8 protein-coding genes and 1 pseudogene are annotated in these 18,996 nt (G+C 61.3%); all 9 read right to left on the bottom strand.

Annotated elements, in window-relative coordinates:
* Nucleotide 1: 1 nt before the first annotated feature.
* The 9 genes and pseudogenes from IPP88_17190 to IPP88_17230 all read right to left on the bottom strand — a co-directional run bounded on the left by IPP88_17190 (nucleotide 2) and on the right by IPP88_17230 (nucleotide 18,996).
* Complete coding sequence (locus IPP88_17190; protein MBL0124381.1) at nucleotides 2-514, bottom strand: PAS domain S-box protein; 513 nt, start codon at nucleotides 512-514, stop codon at nucleotides 2-4.
* The gene (locus IPP88_17195; protein ID MBL0124382.1) at nucleotides 508-858 is read right to left on the bottom strand and encodes a PAS domain-containing protein; all 351 of its coding nucleotides are present in this window, start codon (nucleotides 856-858) and stop codon (nucleotides 508-510) included. Before IPP88_17195 ends, IPP88_17190 begins: the two co-directional genes overlap by 7 nt.
* Nucleotides 855-4,138 (bottom strand): annotated as a pseudogene (locus IPP88_17200) (PAS domain-containing protein). The gene IPP88_17195 and the pseudogene IPP88_17200 overlap by 4 nt, the downstream one beginning before the upstream one ends.
* Nucleotides 4,139-4,609: 471 nt before the next feature.
* Nucleotides 4,610-7,945, bottom strand: coding sequence for a response regulator (locus tag IPP88_17205; GenBank protein ID MBL0124383.1), 3,336 nt, complete (start codon nucleotides 7,943-7,945; stop codon nucleotides 4,610-4,612).
* A 358-nt stretch (nucleotides 7,946-8,303) separates the two neighbouring features.
* Nucleotides 8,304-12,191 carry a PAS domain S-box protein gene (locus IPP88_17210; GenBank protein ID MBL0124384.1) on the bottom strand — a complete coding sequence of 1,296 codons (3,888 nt, stop codon included), beginning with the start codon at nucleotides 12,189-12,191 and terminating at the stop codon, nucleotides 8,304-8,306.
* A gap of 441 nt (nucleotides 12,192-12,632) precedes the next feature.
* Entirely contained in the window at nucleotides 12,633-13,049 is a 417-nt protein-coding gene (locus IPP88_17215; GenBank protein MBL0124385.1) for a response regulator, read from the bottom strand.
* Nucleotides 13,050-13,052: 3 nt separating this feature from the next.
* Nucleotides 13,053-14,060 (bottom strand): PAS domain S-box protein, encoded by a 1,008-nt coding sequence (locus IPP88_17220; GenBank protein ID MBL0124386.1) that lies wholly within the window; start codon nucleotides 14,058-14,060, stop codon nucleotides 13,053-13,055.
* Nucleotides 14,057-15,403: a PAS domain-containing protein gene (locus IPP88_17225; GenBank protein ID MBL0124387.1), complete on the bottom strand. Its 1,347-nt coding sequence runs from the start codon at nucleotides 15,401-15,403 to the stop codon at nucleotides 14,057-14,059. The genes IPP88_17220 and IPP88_17225 overlap by 4 nt, the downstream gene beginning before the upstream one ends.
* Nucleotides 15,404-15,750: 347 nt before the next feature.
* On the bottom strand, nucleotides 15,751-18,996 hold the full coding sequence (locus tag IPP88_17230; protein ID MBL0124388.1) for a PAS domain S-box protein: 3,246 nt from the start codon (nucleotides 18,994-18,996) through the stop codon (nucleotides 15,751-15,753).

Below are 18,996 nucleotides of genomic sequence, written 5' to 3' on the forward strand. Positions count from 1 at the left end.
GTCACCGAAAAAAGTGTTTACCGTCGATCACGGCATGGGAGATCGATGCCTCGACCGGAAATTCCGACCCATCTGACCGCAGGGCGCTCACCCGGGTAAACTGCCTGTCCGTGCGCGCGGTAACGCCGTTTTGCCTGAACTGGCGTACGTGCGCATCGTGGACCTCGCGAAAGCGGGCCGGAATGAAACGGTGGATGGTTTGCCCGATAGCCTCGGCAGCGGAAAGCTGAAACATTTTCTCGGCCGCGGGGCTGAAGACAACAATGCGTTCGTCTTCATTGACGCTGATGATGGCATCCAGCGATGCACTGATGAGCGCCTCGTTCGCCACTTCCGCCTGCCTTCGGGCCGTGACATCCATCAGCACCACGCGAAGTACCGTGGCGCTGTCTTTGCCGCCTGCGTCGTCCTGGGTGCCCGCTTGAGCGCCCCCATGCGTGCCATTCCGCGCACTGCGCGGCTCGGCTGTCGCCGCCAGCCGCACCCACAAATGATCGCCACTATCTTTCACCATCCGCAACTCAAGCGAACGCGGCTCGTCCGGCATGAACGGCTGTATGCTAAACAGGTAGAACTGGTCTGGTCTTCCTTGAAGATGAACCGCAAGATCGGCTGCGAAACCAGCGTGCGCCGGTCGACTCCCAACAGCATCGTCGCGGCAAGATTGGCTTCCTGGATAATGCCTTGCGCGTCGATGGTGCAATAGCCGACCGGCGCCAGGTCATAGAGTTCGAAGTAGCGCGCCTGCGAGGCATCCAGTTCCGCCCGGGCGCGGCGCAATTCTTCGTTCTGCAGTTCCAGCTCGACCTGATGTACGTGAAGCTCGTGCAGCGTCCGCGCGGTCTCTTCAGGCGTCATGGCCTGCCCTTTATTCCGCGCCGCCGCATTTCCTCGGACAATCGCTTCCGCTTGCGCCCGCAGTTTCGCGGCGCTCGCGGCCTGCTATCTGGCTGTTCATGATCGCGCCCACTTTCCCGGGCAGGTTTCCCGTCCTGTGCGCGCTCGGTGGTTGCAATCGCATACACCTGCCCGGCCTCATTCAGTAGCGCGGTGGCGGTCATCCACACGTCAACCAATGTACCGTCCTTGCCTATCCGTTGCGTGCGATACGGTTGCAAAACTTCCGCCCGGCTAAGTTCGTGCAGCCTGGCGAGCTCATCCTTTCGCTGCGCATCCGGAATCCGCTCGCGGACGTTCATCCGCATGGCCTCGGCTTCGGTCCAGCCATACACCCGCTCCGCGGCCGGATTCCAGGCAACGATGCGCCCCTGCAGATCCTGCACGGTAATGGCGTCATACGCGTCATGCACCACCGCCGCCAGGCGTACCTTCGCATTGGCGTCCGCGAGCGCGAATTCGATGCGCTTCATTTCGGTGATATCAACGAACGTCATCACACCACGCCCTCGATCACATTCTCCAGTGTGCGATAAGGCCGGATGCGCAATGTGAACCATAATCCCGCCTTGCTCCGCACGTGTGTTTCCACCGGTGTCAGCGTGTCCAGCACCGCCTGTGCATCCGGCACCAGACGGTCGTAGTCAGCGAGGTTGGTGACAATGTGGCCCAGCGGTCGGCCGACGTCGGTCCCGATCAGATTGATGAGCTCCGACGCACTGGGCGTGAAGCGCAGGATGCGCAATTGACGATCCACGAAGACCGTGGCGATGCCGCTGCCGGCCAGCAGGTTGGTCATATCGTTGTTGAGCCGCGACAAATCCGCCAATCGGGTTTGAAGCTCTGTGTTGACGGTGACCAGTTCCTCGTTGGTGGACTGCAATTCTTCCTTCGAGGTCTCCAGTTCCTCATTGGTGGATTGCAGTTCCTCGTTTACGGACTGCATTTCTTCGTTCAGGGATTTCAGTTCTTCGTTGCTGGCTTCGAGCTGCGCCTGCGAGGTTTGAAGGTATTCATCCTTGGCCCGCAATTCCTGAGTGAGTGCATCAATGCGTGCTTCGGCTGTTGCGGCTTCGGCTTCGGCTGCGGCGGTGGCGACATCGCCGGAACCCGGCGCGGATGGCGGCATGCCGGTTCCTTGTGTTTGCGCGGTGCCGGGCTCCGGGGCTTCCTCGATGACAACGAGATACAAGGGCGCCAAGGGTTGCGCGCCGGGCGCCAGGGGAAGCGCGCCGGGCGCAGGCGCGAGGCCGGTCGCGACCGGACGGACGCTCAGGTCAATGGTCGCGACGTGGCCGTTGGTTTTGACGCGCACACCCGGGACATGCACGATCTCGTTGCCGCCCGCGGCTTTGAACAGCGCCGTTGTCAGGTCACGCCGCAGGCCTTCGCGGGCCATCTTCAGGATATTGCTGACAGCGGTTTCGCCCGGGGCCGGCGGCTCGAGATACATGCCGGTGCGGCCGTGCAGGTAGAGGATATCGCCGCGCGCATTCACCAGCGCGGCGGCCGGGGCGATCTGCTGTAGCAGCGACTGCTCGGTCAGTTCGCGTAGCGGAAGTTTCACCGGGAATGGCGTATGACCGGCGGCGCGCGGCAGCGCGGCCTCGATGGCCGTCACGTGCGGCAGGAAACGGCCGAGGCTTGCATGTGACGTGCCACGGGAATCATCCTTGCGCTGGTACAGCTTCGCGTCCCGGTCCAGCGTGGTGAACAGGTCGCCCGCGTCGCCAACCCCCTCGGACGAGCCCAGAAACAGCATGCCGCCGGGATTGAGCCCGTGGTGGAATCGGGCCATCAGCGCCTTCTGCAATTCGGCGCTCATGTAGATCAGCAGATTGCGGCAGCTGATGAGATCGAGCTTGCTGAACGGCGGATCAAGGACGACATCCTGTACCGAGAACACGAGCATGTCGCGAATGCCCTTGTGGATGCGGTAGGCGGCGTGGTCGGGTTCGGCCGCAAAAAAACGCGCCAGTCGTTCCGCCGAGATGTCGCTGGCGACACTCGCCGGGAAAAAGCCCGCCCGGGCGGCTGCAATCGCACGGCTGTCAATATCGGTGGCAAAGACCTGCACCGTATAACTTGCTTTGAGCATTTGCATGCGCTCCTGCAGCAGGATGGCGATGGAATACGCCTCCTCGCCCGTGGAGCATCCCGCGACCCAGACGCGGATCAGCGCACCCGATGGTTTGTTCGCGAACAGCTTCGGGATGACCTGTTCCTCCAGCGCCCGGAAGGCGCGCGGATCGCGGAAGAAATAGGTCACGCCGATCAGCAGATCGCGAAACAGCAAATCCACTTCGGCCGGCGTCTGCTGCAGAAACCTGACGTAGGCATCGATCGAATCGATCTGGTGAACCGCCATGCGCCGCTCGATCCGCCGCTGGATAGTGCTGGGCTTATATTGCGAGAAATCGCGCCCGATCTGGTTCCGCAGCAGGATGAATATCTGCTGCAGCGCGTTCGCGCTGATGGTCGCACGGGAGAGATGCACGTGCCGGTGGAGTGCGCGGGTAGCGTACGCAAAAAGCTGGGCGGGCATCTCCGCCGGCGGCAGCTCGTAATCCACCAGGCCGGTGGCGATTGCGCTGCGCGGCATGCCGTCGAACTGGGTGGATTCGGGATTTTGCGCGATGACCATGCCGCCCGCGCCCTTGATGGCACGCACGCCCAGCGCGCCGTCGCTGCCGGTTCCCGAAAGCACGATGCCGATGGCCCATATGTGCCGGTCTTGTGCGAGGGAGCGAAAGAAGAAATCGATCGGCAGGCGCTGCCCGCGCGGCTGGTTCGGTACCAGCAATTGCAGGGCGCCATTCAACATCGCCATGTCGCGGTTAGGCGGAATGATGTAAATGCAATCGGGATGCACAACCATCCCGTCCACAACTTCGAACACGCGCATGTTTGTATGGCGGCGGATCAAATCCGCGAGCATGCTCTTGTGGTCCGGCGCCAGGTGCTGTACCAGTACAAAGGCCATGCCGGTTTCGGTGCCGGCGGGCATGGCGGAGAAGAACGCCTCGAATGCCGCCAACCCGCCGGCAGACGCGCCGATGCCAACGACGGGAAAATCGGCGGCATTGATATTTAATTCGGCTTCCTTAGCCCCGACGCTGGCCGCCTGCTGTGGCGGGGGGACGTGTCGGGGTCTGGGCGGCGGGTTAACGACTGGCGTTGGCGTTGGCGTTGATTTGGACCTGGCGCTGCCGCGGGCTTTGTTCTTTTTCTCGGTTGCCATGATCGCCTCCCTCCCCATGCTCAGCCCTGTCCCTTGGCGGGGACATGAGCTAGCGGCAATCGATGCACTCACGCGACGTAAGCATCCCTGACAATGCCGGCATTCTCCCGCCGACGCCAACCTGATGCCGCCTTGCTGATATTGCCTAAATCAATAATACGCGCGAAGAAAAGTATATGCCCGACATTCCTCTAATGAACGTTATGTGAATGGGCGATAGATGTTTTGATTAAAGTCATCCGTTGGCAAAAAAAGTAAAGCGCTAGCGCTGGCGCACCTTGCAGGGCACAAGTAGCCGGAACAGCGCGCCAGCGCTAGTGTTCTATGTTCGCGATAGTATCCAAACCCCATTCCCGTTCACCCTGCGTCTGTCGACGGGGCGAGCGGGCACAATGATCAAAGGAGTCAACGCGATTGTGCGTAAACCGGATCAGCGCAAAGGGAAGTTGTCAGCAACTACCTCTGCAGTGTTCATCGTTTCTTTCCGACCGCCTGCGCCAGCCGCGCAAACGCCTCGCACAACTCTTCCACCGCATTGGCCTTGAAGATCAGTTCCCGCACGCCCGCGCCTTCCGCCTGCGATTGCAACGTCTCGTCGATGAATCCCGACGCGATCGCCACGGGCAGATCCGCGCGGATGGTGCGCACCGCGCGCGCCACGTCCAGCCCCGACATGCCGGGCATGTTGTAGTCGGTCACGACCAGGTCGAATGCGTTCGGATCGGCGCGCAGTGCATCCAGCGCTTCACGCTGATCGGTGTGGCCGCTGATGCGGTGGCCGCTGCGCTCGAGCAAGCGCGAGACCAGGAACACCAGCGATTCGTCGTCGTCAAGGTAGAGAATGTGTTTGCCGCCATGTGCATCGGCCGCAATGCTGGCCGGCGCACTCACCTCGGGCATCTGCATTTTCGGTAGCGGTTGCTCCGCGGCCACGGTGGCGGGCAGGTAGACCGTGAAGGTCGATCCTTTGCCGGGCTGACTTTCGACGATGATCGCGCCCTCATGTGTCTGCACGATGCCGTGCACCACCGACAGTCCGAGTCCGGTACCTTCGTCCACCTGCCGCGTGGTGTAGAAAGGTTCGAAGATCCGCTCGAGCATGGCGGCGTCCATGCCGCAGCCATCGTCGCTGACCGCAAGCCGTACGGCGTGACAGGGTTGCCTGGCGCATAGCGCGTGCAGCGCCGGGTGGGCCTGCATCAACGTATTGTCGAGCATCAATGCGTCCAGGCGAATGCCGATACGTCCGGGGCGTTCACCTATCGCGTGCATGGCGTTGGTGCAGAGGTTGATCAGCACTTGCTGTATTTGCGTGGCATCGGCCAGTACGGTGGGCAGGTCCGCGTCGCAATGCACATCGACTTCAATGCGTGCCGGCAATGTGGAACGCAGTAGCTGCACGGATTCCTCGATGACGGGCGCGAGCGCGATCGGTTTGCGCTCGGTCGGCTGCCGGCGGCTGAAGGAAAGGATTTGCTGCACCAGGTCGCGCGCGCGGCTGCCGGCCTTGCGGATTTCAGCGAGGCTCTCCAGCGCGAGCGAACTGGCGCTCATGTCCTGGCGCGCCAACTCCACGTTGCCGAGGATGGTCGCAAGGATGTTGTTGAAGTCATGCGCGATGCCGCCGGCAAGCGTGCCAATGGCTTCCATTTTTTGTGATTCGCGCAATTGCGTTTCGAGGAAAGCGCGGGCGGCTTCGGCCTTGGTGCGCATCGCCTCGGTGTGCCGCAACTCTTCCAGCGCGCAGCTCGCCTGTTGCCGCGCACTCTCCGCCGAGGAATAGGCGGCGGCATTGTCGAGCGCGATCGCGCCATAGGCGCACAACGTACGGAATATCGAGCGTTCGCGCTCGCTGTAGGCGTGAGACTGAATCGACTGGATCGACATCACCCCCAGCAGGCGCTCGCCAATCATCAAGGGTGCGAATAGCGAACTCAAGGTACGCAAGGTGCCGGGAACAAGATTGGGGTCCTCCGCATCCGGCGCCGTGTCGATGACGAATTCCTGCCGTGCGCGCGCGCATCGTGCGCAAAGTGATATCGCATCGTCGACGGATATCCGGATCAACGGGAACGGTCGCGCGTCTTCAATACCAAACACGCCGTGCAGCGTCCGGCTGTCGCGTTCAAGCAGGTAGACGGAGAATAAAGTGGCATCGAGTAACTGATTCACATGTCGGTAGAGCGTCGCGTAAACCGCCTCGGCATTCAGGCTGGCGGTAATCTCGCGACCGATGAGGCCCAGCGTTTCCAGCGTGGCGCTTGACTCCTGCAAGGCGGCCGCCCGCCTGGCTTCGGTCTCCGCCAACTGGCGTTGATGTTCGGCGTCGGCGCGGGCGCGCTCGGTTTCCTGGCGCACCTGCATGGCGATGGCGCGGTTGCGGGCATCGTTCAGGCGCTGGCTGTCCCGTGTGCGCGCCGCCGCCTTGCCGTTGTCGTAGGCCATTTGGTATTCGCCGCAGGCCGCATATGCGCTCGCCACTTCATCGAGCAGCTCGCTGGGCACAATGTAATTTTCGATGCCAGCCGCGGTCGCCATCGCTTGTTTCAAATAGTGCAAAGTGGCACCGGGCGCGGACATTCCATCAGGCGGGGGCAGCGTGGACTGACGGTACAGGTCCGCATACACGCGAAGAATCCTGATTTGTTCGACGCCAATGCCTTCCTGATTCGCCAACGCAAGCGCCGCGCCCAGTTTGGCGCTTGCCTTTTCCGGCTGCGCCAAACGGCACAAGGCATCCGCTTGTCCGCGCCAGCACCGCAACAGCGGGCTTGGCCCCTCCAGTGCGGCCGCATAATATTCTTCGGCCTGGAGAAAGTAACCCAGCGCCGCTTCCGGCTCGCCGATATCGAGCAACAAATCCCCCAGGTACTCCGAGACAATCGCAAGCAATTGAGCATTTTTCAGCCCTTCCAGCCCCGCCTGCGCCTCATACAGCATTGCCCTCGCGTCGGCATGGCGATCAAGCATGCGCAGGATGTTTCCGGCCTGCATCAGGGGAAGCCCCAGCATCCCCGGGCAGCCATTGCTGCGCGCCAGCACCAGGGCGCTTTCAACCCATTCCAGCGCGGTATCAAGATCGCCCAGCGTGCCGATGGTATCCGCCGCGTTGCTGACCGATACCACCGCAAGGCGGATTTGTCCGCATGCCATCGCCATGCGATGCGCGTGCAGGAAATATTTGATACCGGCGCCGCTGTCGCCGGTGTTGACGGCGACGATGGCACGTGCGCTTGCCACCCATGCCTCGATCGCGGCGCCATGCTCGACCGCGGGATCAAACGCCTGCGACAGGCGCGCGGCGGTGGCGTGCGCATCCGTGAAGGCCGCGTTCAGCAGGCTGCGCGCGGTGGCGGCATCGACCCGCGACGTGTCACCACAGGCACGGTAGTCTTCGATGGCCGAATCGAGCCACTCATCAGACTGCCGCATGTCGCCACGCTCCACACAGACGTGCGTCAGCAACCACTTGCCGTCGCCCGCGCCAATGCGATCTCCCAGTCGTTCAAAGGTCGCGATCGCGGCGTTCGCAAGATTTTCCGCGGCGTTCAAGTCGCCAAACAGCCAGCGCAACTCGCCGCGCACCAACCGCAGGCGCGCCATGCCACGTTGGCGCTCGATGTCGTCAATACTTTCACCGCGCAGCAACGTTTCGGCTTCATCGGCCAGCAGCAGCGCCCGCTTGTGATCGCGCTGACGCAACTGCCACGCCAATGGGATCAACAACGGCAACCTTGCGACGCCGTCGAACCGCGACAGCGCGGCCTCGAGGGCAGTGACTTCTTCGTTTAGGGCAAACAGTTCCATTTTTTACTTTGCCTGGTTCCTGTGTAACCGATATTGCGGACAACCTGATCTGACGTTTCAATTCGCGCTATTTGATACTCCCTGGCTGCCATCTCGACGCCATCCGAAATGAAAACACTAGCACTGGTGCGCTTTTCCAGCCATTTTTGCCCTGAGCGGCTCGCCAGTGCTTGTGTATCGCTTCGGGGAACTTCTATTAACCTCATTTCCGTTCGCCCTGAGGTATCGAAGGGCATTCCGGACGCAAATGAATCAATACGTTACATTCAGTGTGCTTCGATACCTCAGCACGAACGGGGGGTTATGAGAAGTTCCCTTCGTGTTCAGCGCCGTAGATCCTGTCAACATGCAACAGTCTTCATGCTTTCTCCCCCACCGCCTGCGCCAATCGTGCAAACGCCTCGCTCAGATCCTCCACCGCATTGGCCTTGAAAATCAGCTCCCGCACGCCCGCACCGGCTGCCTCCGATTGCAGCGTCTCGTCGATGAATCCCGAGGCGATCGCTACCGGCAGGTCGGCGCGGATGGCGCGCACCGCGCGTGCCACGTCCAAGCCCGACATGCCGGGCATGTTGTAGTCGGTCACGACCAGGTCAAATGCGGCCGGATCGGCGCGAATGGCGGCGAGCGCTTCGCGCTGATCGGTATGGCCGCTGACGCGAAAGCCGCGACGTTCCAGCAGGCGCTGTACAAGAAATACCAGCGATTCATCGTCGTCAACGTAAAGAATGTGCTGGCCGCCGGGTGCGCGGACCGGCGCGCTCTCCGCTACGCTTTGCCCGGGTTGCCGGGCACTTGCCGCGGCTTCGGCGGCGGGCAGGTACACGGTGAAAATCGATCCCTTGCCGGGCTGGCTGTCCACCACAATGGCGCCTTCGTGTGTCTGCACGATGCCGTGCACTACCGACAGCCCCAGGCCGGTGCCTTCGTCCACTTGCCGGGTGGTGAAGAACGGCTCAAAGATTCGCGCGAGTGTCGCGGCGTCCATGCCGCATCCGTCATCGGTCACCGCGAGCCGTAACGTGCGTCCGCGTTGCTTTTCCTGCAAGGCGCGCAGCGCCGGATGCGTAGACGTCATCGCGGGATCGAGCATCACCGCATCCAGCCGGATGCCGATGCGTCCGGGCCGCTCGCGGATGGCGTGCATGGCGTTGGTGCAAAGATTAATGATGATTTGTTGCATCTGGGTGGCGTCCGCCAAGACAGCCGGCAAATCAGCCTCGCAGTGAACATCCAGATTCAGGCGCGCCGGCAACGTCGCGCGCAACAAGCGCGCAGACTCCTCGACGACCGGTGCAAGCGCGATGACCTTGCGCTCGCTGGGTTGCCGGCGGCTGAAGGAGAGGATTTGCTGCACCAGATCGCGCGCACGGCTGCCGGCCTTGCGGATCTCGTTCAGGCTTTGCAGCGCAAGCGGATTCGTGCTCACGTCCTCGCGCGCGAGTTCGACGTTGCCGAGAATGGTCGCCAGGATGTTGTTGAAGTCGTGGGCGATACCGCCGGCCAGCAGGCCGATGGCTTCCATCTTCTGCGATTCGCGCAATTGTGCTTCGAGCATCATGCGGGCGGCTTCCGCCTGCTTGCGCTCGGTGAGATCGGTGATGACCGCAATGGTGCCGGCAAATTGCCCTTCGTGGGCACGCGGCACGCCGGTAATCAATACGTCCACCGCACCACCATCGGACCGGTGCATACGCGACTCATAAGTGGTTCGCTGGCCAGCGCGCCGCGCCAAACGCTGGTTCTCCAGATCGACGTGCGCTTCCGGGGCGGTCACCTCCGAGGGTAAATGCCCGATCAGGTCCGCCGGCTCGTAACCGCACAGATGTGCAAACGCCGGGTTGACAAACTCGAATCGCCCGTCGGAATCCGTGACCGTGAGTCCCTGCCCGACCGTGTTGATGATCTGTGTGGCGAAGTCACGTTGCGCCTGGAGTTCTCTTTCCATTTGCCTGCGCTCCGTGACATCGCGCATCGCGCCCAGCATGCGCACGGGTTCGCCCGCGGCATTCTTGATGATGATGGCGCGGTCCTCGACAAACGCATACGCGCCGTCCTTGCGCCGAAAACGATAATTGGCGGACCAGGTGTCGCCGCCCGCGTCGAGCACTTCCTCGACCCCGGCATCGACCCGCTCGCGATCTTCCGGGTGGACGCAATCGCGCCAGTAGTCGCCGTTCTTTCCGGCTTCGGCGGGACTGTGGCCATAAACTTCTTCGAAGTGATCGCCCCACCAGATGGCCTTGCTCAAAAGGTCCTGATCCCAAATGACATCGAACACGGCGCGGTTCGCGAGCTGGAAGCGTTCTTCGCTTTCGCGCAACGCATCCGCGTTCTGCAAACGTACCAGCGCGCCGGCGCAGTGCGTGGCCAGGGCATGCAGCAGGTCAAGGTCCGCCGCGTCGTAGGCGTTGCGCTGGTAACTCTGGATCGACAGGATGCCGATGATTTTTCCGGCCAGTTTGATCGGGACGAACATCAGTGACAGGGAGCGCAGCCCATTGCCATAGAGCACGCCAGCAGCGCCAGCTTCCTCGTCGCTATCGCGCAATATCAGCTGCGGCCCTTCCTCCATGACCCGCCGTGCCGTGAGGGAGGGCGCTCCCTGCGCGACCACATTGGACGGCACTTCGCGGATTTCGCCATCGATGAGGTCAAAGTCCGCCACATCCACCAGTTTCTGCCGCTGCTCATCCCAGAGGTGCAGCCAACTCGACTCCCATCCGAGCAATTGCTGCGCCGCATCGAGGATGTGGATCGCGGCGACCTTGCTGGTCGCCGCCTCGGCAAGTTCGCGTCCCAGTTGTGCGAGAACGGCGGTGTTCCGCTGCGCGGTCATCAATGCGTCTTCGGCCTGCTTGCGCTGGGTGATGTCCCGCAGCGTCACCGTGAAAAGGTGCTTGTCCTCGATCGCAATATGCGAAATCGATGCTTCGATCGGGAACTCCGTTCCATCCGCCCGCAAGGCGCTCACAGGCATAAACTGCCCACCCATTCGCCTGGTATGGGCATTCTTCATGAACTCACGAAAATGGGCGCGGTGGCCGCCACGGAAGCGCGCCGGAATGAAGCGGTCGATGGTTTGCCCCATGGCTTCGCCGGCGGAAAGCTGAAACATTTTTTCCGCCGCGGCACTGAAAACGACCACGCATTCGAATTCATCCACGCCGATGATCGCGTCCATCGATGCGTCAATGATTGCCGCCGCGCGGGCGGCTTCGGCATGCTTGTGCCCGGTGGCATCGCTCAGCACGATGCGCAACGCGGGCGCGCCGGCGGCATCCCGCGCGGCTGTGGCCGCCAGATGTGCCCAGAACGTCGTGCCATCGTGCCTTGCCAGGCGCAATTCGCATGCCTGCGGCTCCCCCGTTTCAGCGAGCCGCGTGCGGCGCTGCTGATAAATGTGCTGGTCTTCCTTGTGGATGAACCGCGTCACCGGTTGATTGACCAGTGCCCCGCGCGCGACGCCGAGCAGCGTGGCGGCTGTGAAGTTGGCTTCCAGAATCAACCCGTGCCCGTTGACGGTGCAATAGCCTATCGGCGCCATTTCGTAGAGATCGAAGTAGCGCGCCCGCGCGATGCCGGCCTCATCGGCGGCGGCGCGCTGGTCTGCCTGCGCTTCGATCAGCGCGCGCATTGACTGACCCAGACGGCGGCCGTGAACCAGCAGGACGACAAACACGAATACCAGGAGCAAGCCGATCAGCCATTTTTCGCTGCCGGTCGATGCCCACGCGACAACGGCCGCCGGCAGCAGTGTCGCAGCGACAAAAGCGCGCATCGCCACTTGCTGCGACGCATACGTAAGTACCGCTATCCAGCAAACGCTGATGAGGATGGCAACGATCACGCCCACCTCCACCCCACTGGCCTGCGGAAGCATGACGCTCGGACCGAACGACCAGGCCGCCCCGGTCGCGACGGTCCCCGCCAGAAGCAGGTTTCGCCAGAGCGTGAGCGCATCCGGCCCGGGTGCGGCACGTTTGAACGCTGCCCAAAGCACGTAGCGCATCGCCAGCGTCGCGAATACCACACCCATCCACGCCAACAGCTTTTCATGCGTGAAGATGTTCCATACCAGCGCCGTCAGGATCGGGAATTCGATCGCGGTGACCAGCAGGTTTGCCCGCATTTGCCCGTATGCGGCGTATAGCAGCCCGGTGTCGGCATCCTGCGCCGGACCCGGCACATCACCCGGCCTATCACCCGGCGCAACTTCGGGCAGGTGTGAAGTTGGATTGTTCATGCAATGCTCCCGGTCGTGGCGGCTGTTTTCCTTCTGGGATGCTCGATTGCTTTCGGCATATTTCCACGTACCGCGCGCATGCGGACATCGGCATCGCGCGCCGCCTTCGCTGTTTGCGCTGTCCGCGCGATCAAATTTCTACCGGCTTTCATGATGCAGCCCTGTCACACATAGCGTAGACCGCCATTTGGCGCGCCTTCCCAGCCGTTTTCGGCCTGAATGCCGCGCCAGTGCTTGAGTTTGAATCTTCCAGTGGCGGGCGCCAGGCTTTCCATTCCGTCGGCAAGTAGTACCGTAGCCCGGATGAAGCGCAGCGTAATTCGGGAGTTCGATCGCAAACAAGGTAACGCGACACGTACGGCCCCGGATTGCGCTGCGCTTCATCCAATCTACCCATGCGAAGACTCCTGACCAACCGTTTGCGCCAGTCGCGCAAACGCCTCACAAATCCTCTACCGCGTTGGCCTTGAAAATCAGTTCGCGTACTCCCGCTCCGGTCGCGGCGGCGCGCAAGGCTTCGTCGATGTAACCCGATGCGATCGCGACCGGCAGGTCAGCGCGGATAGCGCGTACTTCGCGCGCCACGTCCAGCCCCGACATGCCGGGCATGTTGTAGTCGCTGACCACCAGGTCGAACGCGGCTGGCCCGGCGCGAATCGTGGCAAGCGCCTCGCGCTGATCCGTGAAACCACTGACGCGGAAGCCGCGCCGCTCCAGCAAACGCTGCACCAGGAGCACCAGCGATTCATCGTCGTCGAGATAGAGAATATGCCGGCCCCGGCCGTTGCCATTGTCCGGCGATCCAGCTTCATCCGCACGGCATGGTTGCAGGGGGCGAGGTGCGGCACCGCCGAGCATCCATCACCCGGCGCGCGATCCTGCGGCGCGGCAGCGGGCAGGTAGATGGTGAATATCGAGCCCTTTGCCGAGTTGGCTTTCGACTTCAATCGCGCCTTCGTGGGTTTCCACGATGCCGTGCACCACCGACAGGCCCAAGCCGGTACCTTCGTTCACGGCCTTGGTGGTGAAGAATGGTTCAAAAATTCGCGCGCGCGTGGCCGCATCCATGCCACATCCATCATCGCTCACCTCGATCCGCACCACGTCGCCCGCATGCTTCGTGTGCATGGCACGCAATCCGGGATGAACATCTGCCATCACCGCATCGAAGCGCACCGTATCCAGGCGGATGCCGATCTTTCCAGGCCCGCCGCGCATTGCCTGCATCGCGTTGGTGACCAGATTGATCAGGATCTGCTGCAGCAGCGTCGCATCTGCGTGCACGCCGGGAACATCCGCCGCGCAATGCACGTCCAGACTCACGCGCGCCGGCAGTGTCGCGCGCAGCAGGCGCTCGGATTCTTCGATGATGGGCGCGAGCGATGTCAGCTTTCGCTCGGTCGGCTGCCGGCGGCTAAAGGACAATATCTGCTGCACCAGGTCACGCGCGCGGGTCCCGGCCTTGCGTATCTCATCCAGGCTCTGCAGCGCCATTGGATTAGCGTGCACATCCTGGCGCGCAAGCTCCACATTTCCGAGGATCGTCGCCAGCGCGTTGTTGAAGTCGTGCGCGATGCCACCGGCGAGCGTGCCGATGGCCTCCATCTTCTGCGATTCACGCAGTTGCGCTTCGAGCGACGCGCGCGCGGCCTCGGCCTGCTTGCGTTCGGTGATATCGCGGACGAAAGACTGAACCAGCGGTTCTCCCCCGGACAATATCACGCTTGACGAAACCTCGAGTGAAAAAACGTGCCCATCCTTGTGATAGTTCTCCACCTCGAAAGTCAGCGATTCTCCTGAAAGCATCCGCTGCATCCGTTCGGGCACCGTTGAAAGCGTTTCCGGCGTATCCAGATCCTTCAGGCTCATCGTCGGCCATTTCGATCATCGGCGCGCTGGCCCAATAGCCAGTGCATCGCGTGCCAACACGAATGACAGTCCGGGTGAATCAATTCGAGGAGCGGCTTTCCGACGAGCTCTTGCGCGGAGGTTGCGCCAAACAACTTGATGGCCGCCGGATTGACATAAAGCAGTGTTCCACCGCGATGAACGAAAAATGGTTCGGGTGCCCAGTCGACGAGGGTGCGGAAACGATTTTCGCTCGCCTGCAATGCTTCCTCGCGTTGCGTCAGGGTTGCCAGCACCCGATTGAAGGCGCCAATCAATTGGCCGGCCTCATCTTGCCTCGCGACATGCAAGGGCTTTGGTGGCTGACTGGCATCGGATGCGGCGGCGAGCGTTTTGACCGTGGCAAGCATTGGCGCCAGTTGGCGGCTTAACATCCACCACGTGAGACCGCCCGCCAGCAAGGTGAGCAGGATGGTTGCAATCAGCATGCGCCGTTGCACGGCGTGAATCGGCGCAAAGGCTTCTACAGTGGGGAGCGAGACGGCAACATACCAACCCGCCAGCGGAATCCCTTTGGCCGAAGCCAACACTTCGACGCCAAACGGATTGACAAAAACGTCGGAACCTTCATAGCCTTGAATAAACCGGTCCAGCAAGGGATTGACACCGGCGGCCGGGAGTTGCTCCATGATGCGATTCTTGTCTGATGCGGTGACCACCAGCCGGTACCGAGGCGCCACCAACAGATAGCCGCCGGTTTTTCCGTAGCGGCTGTTCGCGATCCTGTCCAGAAAATTGGGCATGTTCAGGCTTGTCACGCCTGCCAGCGCGCCGATTACATTGCCTTTGGGGTCACGAATCGGCGCCGCCATTCCGAAAATTGGTGCTTGCAGGTGGCGGCCGACCACCGGACGACCGATTGTGGCTTTGCCGTCCTTGAGTGCGCCGAATACAAAATCCCGATCCATGAAACCGGTGCCGATTCGCCCGGTCAGGTGCGACGTATCGGCGATCGCGGTGCCGTCGGCCGACAGCGCAATGACTCCTGCATTGAACATGCTGTGAAGCACATAGCGGTGGTCGAGGAATTTCTGCAGCGATCCTGCATTGGCCAAAAGGACCGGATCGATTGCGCGCGCGATAAGTTCCAGTGCTTGTACCCGGTCTTCCAGTCCCTGGTTGACCTCCGCCGCGATGAACGATACGGTTGAGAACTGCTGCTCACCGGAGAGACGTTCCATATCCACGTGCAGCATCCGGCTCGAGAAGTACGCCAGCGACCAGATGCTGATCACGAAAATTGCGAGCGTGAACAGCGTCACCCTGGTCTTGAGTGACTGCGACAGCAGGATTCTCAGGTTCATAAGGCTGTTCATCGTCGAGGATGCTTGTTAGCTTGTTATATCGGCCACGATGCGCGTTTATTAATCTCACGCCGGGCGGTGAGGCCAACGAAGGCACCCGCATCCATCGCAAATCGACACATGCTGAAGGTATTGGAACGGGATGCGGGAGTGTTGATTCAGATCATGCCTGAGCGAGAAACACGGGGCCGTCGCCCTCGCAACACAGGACATCAGACTTGCAGGGGACTTGGGGAAGTCCAGTGGACGACGCTGAATGAATTTTGCCTGGCACAAATTCATTAGCGGTCAATATGTAAAGCGCCGAATTAGTTTGCACATGTGATCCTAGCCGGCGCGTCAGTGCATCATGCGGCAGACGGCGTGGAGCCGACCGTCTGCGCCAGTCGCGCAAACGCCTCGCACAGGTCTTCAACCGCGTTCGCCTTGAAAATCAGTTCGCGCACACCGGCGCCTTCGGCCTCGGTTTGCAGGGTCTCGTCGATGAAACCCGACGCGATCGCCACCGGCAGGTCCGCGCGCAACGCACGCGCAGCCCGCGCGACGTCGAGTCCCGACATGCCCGGCATGTTGTAATCGGTCACCAACAGGTCGAATGCGGTGGGGTCCGCACGCAGGGAGTCCAGCGCTTCATGCTGATCGGTGTAGCCGCTGACGCGATAGCCGCGCCGCTCAAGCAGGCGCGTGACCAGGAACACCAGCGATTCATCGTCGTCGAGATAGAGAATGTGCTGGCTGCCGGGCGAGGCGATTGGTTCGGCGGCAACTCCTTCATCCAGCACCTGCGTATGTGGCTCTGCCTCGGCGGCCGGCAAATAGAGCGTGAAGGTTGTACCGTGTCCCAATTCGCTCTCCACCGCAATCGCGCCTTCGTGCGTCTGTATGATTCCATGCACCACAGACAGTCCCAGCCCGGTGCCTTCGTTCACCGCCTTGGTGGTGAAGAACGGCTCGAAGATCCGCTCAAGCGTTGAGGAGTCGATGCCCGGCCCATTGTCACGCACCGTGAGACGCACCGTGCGTCCGGATTGCCTCTCGTGCAAAGCCCGCAACGCTGGATTTGCCTCCGCTAGCGTCTCATCAAGGATCACCGTGTCCAGACGAACTTCAATGCGACCGGGGCGGTCACGTATCGCCTGCATGGCGTTCGTGGCGAGGTTTATCACGACTTGCTGAATCTGGGCGACGTTTGCCAACACACGCGGCACATCGGTTCCGCATTGCACTTCGAGCGCCAGTCGCGCCGGCAGCGTGGCGCGCAACATGCGCACTGATTCTTCGATGATCGGCGCGAGCGCGACGGGTTTGCGCTCGGTCGGTTGGCGGCGGCTGAAGGAAAGGATCTGCTGCACCAGGCCGCGCACGCGCGTGCCGGCTTTTTGTATCTCGTCGAGACTTTCCTGCGCGCGCGGGTTGGCGCCCATATCCTCGCGCGCCAGCTCAACATTGCCAAGGATGGTCGCGAGTGCATTGTTGAAATCGTGCGCAATACCGCCGGCGAGCGTGCCGATGGCCTGCATCTTTTGCGATTCGCGCAATTGGGCTTCAAGCGAAGCCCGCGCGCTTTCAGCCTGCTTGCGCTCGGTAATATCTTCTTTGACCGCGATGTAGTGCTCGATGGCGCCATCCTCGCCTTTGATGCCTGAAATCGCCGCGAACTCCCAATACAACTCACCATTCTTGCGGCGGTTGCACAGTTCACCGCGCCACTCACCGCCGGCCGATATTGCCGTCCACAATTGCTTGTAAGTCTCCGCCGCAGTATTGCCCGACTTGAGCAGGCGCGGGTTCTTGCCGATTACTTCGGCTCTGGCGTAGCCCGTGACTTTCTCGAAGTGCGGATTCACATACTCAATGATGCCTTTGCGATTGGTGATGACAATCAACACCGGGCTCTGTTCCATCGCTCGCGATAGCGTGCGCACTTCGGCCTCGATGTGCTTGCGTTCGGTAATGTCGCGCATGGCGACATGAATCGCCGGCACGCCTTCGTAAACGATGGATGTACCCTGGATTTCGACGTTGATGACGTTCCCGCCGAGCTTCAGGAATTTCATCTCTGTCAGCGGCGCGCTGCCGCCATGGTCAGCAATTTTCTTCACCCGCGCCAGGACGATTTGCCGAAAGTCCGGATGAACGCGATCAAGCAAAGGCGTGCCGACAAGATCTTGTGGGGACATCGCACCAAACAGTCTGATGGTGGCCGGGTTGGCATAAATGATTACGCCGCCGCGATGTACAAAGAACGGCTCGGGTGTCCAGTCAACCAAGGTGCGAAAGCGCGCCTCGCTCTCCCGCAGGGCGACCTCAGATAGTTTCCGCTGGGTAATATCCCGGAAAATACTTAGTACAAAAATCGCACCGTTTGATGCCTTGAGTAGCGCATTGGAAACGGCAAGCCAGCGTTTCTCCCGTGTCCATAGCGTCATTTCCTTTTCATAATATTCATTGACCGTCCCCGTCGCCGCCTTCTTCATGAACGCCTGAAGTATCCGGTCATTTTCAACCGCATCCGTGGAGTACACGTCAACCAGAGACTTGCCAACAAGCGCTTCGGCGGTTTTTCCGAACATGGAACAGTAGGCCGCATTAACCGTGGCGATCTTGCCGGATGTATCACAAAGGCGCATGCCATCCGTCGAGCTTTCCCAGACTGAACGGAACCGCTGCTCACTTTCCGCCAGGGCATCCGCGACGCGCTTGCGCCCGGTAATGTCGCGCAAGAACGTGTGAACGGCGAGCACACCATGATCGACGATCGAGGTGCTCTGGATTTCCACATCGATGACGGTTCGATCCAGCTTGAGAAATCTCATCTCTGCCATGGGCGCGCTGGCGCCGTGATTCGTGAAAGTCGCTGCCCGCTCCGCAACGAGCGGATGAGAATCCGGGTGAACCCAATTGAGGATGGGGGTGCCAATCAGGTCTTTGGCGGACATTGCCCCCAGCATCCTTACCATGGCCGGATTGACGTAAATCAGCTTTCCGCCGCGATGAATTCCGATCGCTTCGGGCATCCATTCAAACAGCGTACGAAAGCGCGCCTCGCTATCTCGCAATGCCGTTTGCTCTGTTTCAAGCCTGGCCGCCATCCGCCGTAACTCGTGCAGCGGCCACGTCCGAAAAATGCCGTACGCGATCCCGCCGAGCAACATGCCGAGAAGGAAAGCGAATGCGGTACCAACAATCAAGCCCCGCATTGAGTGCTCAACCTCAACCCTGCCGACAACGCGGCCCGAGTCATGGAGTGGGTGTGAGCGCCGCAGGCGTGGCGCGTCGGGTGGTTTGCCCACTATTGCCAGCAGTGCGCCATTGGCATCGTACGCGCGCACGGCTTCGTCAACGATCGGTGCCGGATAGGTCGCCATCAGCTCTTCGATACGCTGCACCTGATACGTCCACAAGCCCGGGTTGCCTGATATCAGCTCGGTGACTTTTCCCGCTTTCGCTTGCGCCAGGGTTTCAAGCTCGAATACATGATTCCTGTACGCAAGGCTGGCATATCCCAGCGGAAGCACCAGCACGATCGCCACTGCGACAAACTTTGCCAGCCGGTCGATGACGTCAATGAAGCGATCTTTGGTTTGCGGCAT

Source organism: Betaproteobacteria bacterium, from assembly GCA_016720925.1.
Taxonomy (GTDB): domain Bacteria; phylum Pseudomonadota; class Gammaproteobacteria; order Burkholderiales; family Usitatibacteraceae; genus UKL13-2.